The organism is Streptomyces sp. NPDC059456 (assembly GCF_042750055.1).
Classification (GTDB): domain Bacteria; phylum Actinomycetota; class Actinomycetes; order Streptomycetales; family Streptomycetaceae; genus Streptomyces.
The window spans coordinates 33,024-36,463 of sequence record NZ_JBHYVA010000008.1 but is presented as its reverse complement, the minus strand read 5'-3'; the positions used below and the strand labels follow the sequence as shown (position 1 = coordinate 36,463).

The 3,440-nt window shown below is 72.6% G+C and carries 4 protein-coding genes; 3 read left to right on the top strand and 1 reads right to left on the bottom strand.

Annotated elements, in window-relative coordinates:
- Positions 1-198: 198 nt before the first annotated feature.
- Positions 199-867 (bottom strand): CBS domain-containing protein, encoded by a 669-nt coding sequence (locus tag ACFXA3_RS02065; RefSeq protein WP_385180582.1) that lies wholly within the window; start codon positions 865-867, stop codon positions 199-201.
- Between the two features lie 250 nt (positions 868-1,117).
- Between ACFXA3_RS02065 and ACFXA3_RS02060 the strand changes: the two genes are divergently transcribed.
- The 3 genes from ACFXA3_RS02060 to ACFXA3_RS02050 form a co-directional block, all read left to right on the top strand.
- The gene (locus ACFXA3_RS02060) at positions 1,118-2,026 is read left to right on the top strand and encodes a universal stress protein (protein ID WP_385180580.1); all 909 of its coding nucleotides are present in this window, start codon (positions 1,118-1,120) and stop codon (positions 2,024-2,026) included.
- Entirely contained in the window at positions 2,023-2,886 is an 864-nt protein-coding gene (locus ACFXA3_RS02055) for a universal stress protein (protein ID WP_385180578.1), read from the top strand. Before ACFXA3_RS02060 ends, ACFXA3_RS02055 begins: the two co-directional genes overlap by 4 nt.
- A gap of 7 nt (positions 2,887-2,893) precedes the next feature.
- The coding region (locus ACFXA3_RS02050) for a cation-transporting P-type ATPase (protein WP_385180575.1) at positions 2,894-3,440 on the top strand (547 nt) is incomplete at its 3' end.

The window sequence follows — 3,440 nt, the reverse complement described above, 5'->3', positions numbered from 1 at the left end:
TGGCGCGCCGGGGTGGGGTTGGTGGGATCCGCCTGTGGGTGGGGCCTGGGCGGCATGGGTCAGGGACCGGTCCGCCCCGCGGTCCACGTCTCGGCGGCCGGGGCCGGGGAGGACCTGGTCCAGGGGCCGGGAGCCGTCGCCCCCCAGGGGCACGTGGTGTTTCACGGCTGCGATTTCCCTTGCGCGGTCCGGTGCTCATCACCACGGCATTGCGTGCCGGGCCCGGACCGCGTGAGTGGCTGCCGTGTCGTCGGTGCGGGCGGTGACATGCGATGCCACGGCGACGACCCCTTCGAGTCGCTCGACGAGGCCGAGGAGCGGAGGGAGCTGGCTCCGGCGCTCGACTTGGCCGTCCAGGGTGACGATGCCGTCCACCACGTGGACGTCGACGTCCCCGGCCGGTACACCGAGTGCCCCGGCGAGGATCTCGTCGTTGACACGCCGTCGTATCTCGGAGTCCGGGCGCAGGAACATGCGGAGCAGGTCCCGGCGCGTGACGATGCCGACGAGGCGGTCCTCCACGTCCACGACGGGGAGGCGTTCGATGCCACGGCGGGTCATCAGCCGGGCGGCGTCGGCCACCGTCTCCTCGGTGCGGACGGTGACTGCGGGCGCGGACATGACGTCGCCCGCGGTGGGCGGCTCCACCGCCGCGCCGTTCTGCCAGGAGGTGACGAGGCCGGGTCCCGCATGGGCGAGCAGGTCCGTCTGCGAGACGACACCCATCACGCGGTCCTCGTCGTCCAGGACGGGGACACCGGAGATGTCGTACTGGGCGAGGAGCTTCGCAACGTCCTTGAAGGCGGTGCCCGGGGCCACGGAGACGACCTCGTCGGTCATCAGGTCCGCCACCGTGATGTGCTTCATGAGGCCCTCCTGCTCCGCCGTGTCACGCGAGGCTGGTGTCGTGTGCGGGGTGTGCCCCCACCATCCGACGACGACCGCCGGCGATCGAGGGCCGAACGGTCCCGTCCGGGGGCCGTAAGGGCCCGAGGTGCCAAGCCGTGACGATGGGGACCTTTGGCCCCGTCGGCGGCACCGGGCGGCCCTCTTCCCGCAGCACCGACGGTGCCAGCGTGAGAGGTGTCCCTCATCGGCCCCTCGGGTGGGAGGAAACGTGGAAAGCACATTCCGTACGCCGGACACCAGCTCGGTCGTCGTCGGCGTGGACGGCTCGCAGCCGGCGCGCATCGCTGCCCTGTGGGCGGCCCGGGAGGCCGTGCTCAGGGACCGTCCGCTGCACCTCGTGTACGGCGCCGACACCGACGGCAGGGCCTTGTACCTGTCGGCGCAGACCATGGAGCGGGTCCGCGCGAACGGCCGGAAGCTCCTGGACGACGCGGCGGAGGCCGTGTCGGCCGAGTACCCCGGGCTGAACGTGACCACCGAATTCAGCCGCGCGGGCGCCGTCGACAGCCTGCACCGGGCCGGCGGGCTCCACGGCACGATCGTGGTCGGCAACCGCGGCCTGGGCGGGTTCGACTCCCTCATGCTCGGATCGGTCGGCCTGGATGTCGCGGCCGCCGCGATGACGCCCGTCATCGTCGTCCGAGGCGTGGACGGGACCGAGGAGACCGGCACGGTCCTCGTGGCGATCCGCGACGAACACGACCTCCTGGTAGCCCGGTACGCCGCCCGGGAAGCCGAGCTGCACAAGGCCTCCCTGCGGCTGCTGCACGTGTGGAACGTGCTCCAGTCCGTCGGCGAGGTGGTCAGCATGCTCGACGGCGTGGACGAGATCGCGAGTGGGCGCGCAGAGGCCGTGCGGGCCGTCGCGGACGTGGTCCGCGACGAGTTCCCCGACCTTGAGGTGCAGGGCCATGCTGAGAAGAGCATCTCCGTCGCCGGTGTCCTCGTCGAGGCGTCCCGTCACGCGGATCTGCTCGTCATGGGCGGCCGCCGGGTCAAAGGGCCCCTCGGACTCGCCCCCAGCCTGGGCAGGGCCACGCACAGCATGCTGCACCACGCCCACTGCCCCGTTCTCCTCATCCCCCGGACGGGCAGCGACTTCGGGAGCCAGTCATGACCATCCACCCGGCAGGAAACCGTGACATCGTCGTGGGCATCGACCCGGACAGGAACTGGCACCTCGCCCTGGCCTGGGCCGCCGACGAGGCACAACGGCGCCGGCTCCCGCTGCGCCTGGTGCTCGCGGTACCGCCCCAGCACGACACGCATCACGTCGACGACACCCCCGGCCGGACGTCCTTGAGGCAGGCCGGATCCGACAAACTCGAACAAGCGTGCAACTGGGTGCGTGACCGCCACCCCGAGGTGGCCGTCACCGGCGATCTGCTCGGCGGTTCCCCCGCCCCCGTCCTGGGCGGCGCGGCGCGGGAGGCCCGCATGATCGTCCTCGGGTCCCGGCACCTGAGCCGCACCGCCGAGTTCCTCAGCGCCGGCTCGCTCGTGGTACCCGTCACCGCCCAGGCCGGTTGCCCGGTCGTCGTCGTGGGCGACGCCGAGCACATCAGCCAGCAGCCGCCCTACCTCGTCGCGGGCATCGACGGCAGCGCATCCGCCACGGCCGCGCTGACCTTCGCCTTCGACGAGGCCGACCTCCGGGGTGCGGCGCTGCGGGTCGTCTGCGTGTGGCAGCGGCCGCTGATCATGCTGGACGAGGAGCAGGTGGCACTGCGGGCGCAACGCACCCTGCTCTCCGAGGCCACCGCCGGCCTGTCCGAGAAGTACCCGGACGTGCACGTCACCCACGAGGTCCTCACCGGCCACCCCGTCGAGGAGCTGGCCCGGGCCGCCGAGCACGCCCTGGCCGTCGTCGTGGGCCGCCGCGGCCGCGGCGGATACACCGGCATGCGGATCGGATCCGTCGTCCACGGCCTCCTGCACCGCGCTCACTGCCCCGTGATCACCATCCCCACCGACTGAGCCCGCCATGACGAGCCGCGCGATCGAAATGCCGTCCGCCGGCTCCTCCACCCCCGCGGGGCTGACACAGGCCGAAGCCGAACGCCGACTGGCCCGGTACGGACGCAACGAGGTGGCACCTGCGCGACCCGCACCCCTCCACCGCCGGGTGCTGGCACAGCTGCGCGACCCGCTGATCATGGTGCTGCTCGGAGCCGCACTCCTGACCATCGCGATCGGTGACCACCCGGACGCCGTCGTCATCGGCCTGGTGGTCGTCTTCAACACGACCGTGGGAGTGACCCAGGAAGTCCGGGCGGACCGCGCGGTCGCCGCACTCTCCGCTCTGTCGGCCCCACACGCCCGGGTGCGGCGCGACGGCGAAGCGCAAGGAGTGGCGGCAGCGCTCGTGGTGCCGGGTGACAGCCTGCTGCTGGGAGAGGGAGACATCGTCGCGGGGGGGGCCCCGAACACACACGGGGGCCCGCCCCCCCATCACCACTTAAAAAAGAACCCCCCCACCACAAACCCCCCCCCCCCCCCCCCGCGGCACCCACGGCGCCCCCCCCCCCCGC

Excerpts from the sequence above, each read along its gene's own strand:
- ACFXA3_RS02065 (WP_385180582.1), bottom strand. The coding sequence starts at position 867 with ATGAAGCACATCACGGTGGCGGACCTGATGACCGACGAGGTCGTCTCC.
- ACFXA3_RS02055 (WP_385180578.1), top strand. The coding sequence starts at position 2,023 with ATGACCATCCACCCGGCAGGAAACCGTGACATCGTCGTGGGCATCGAC.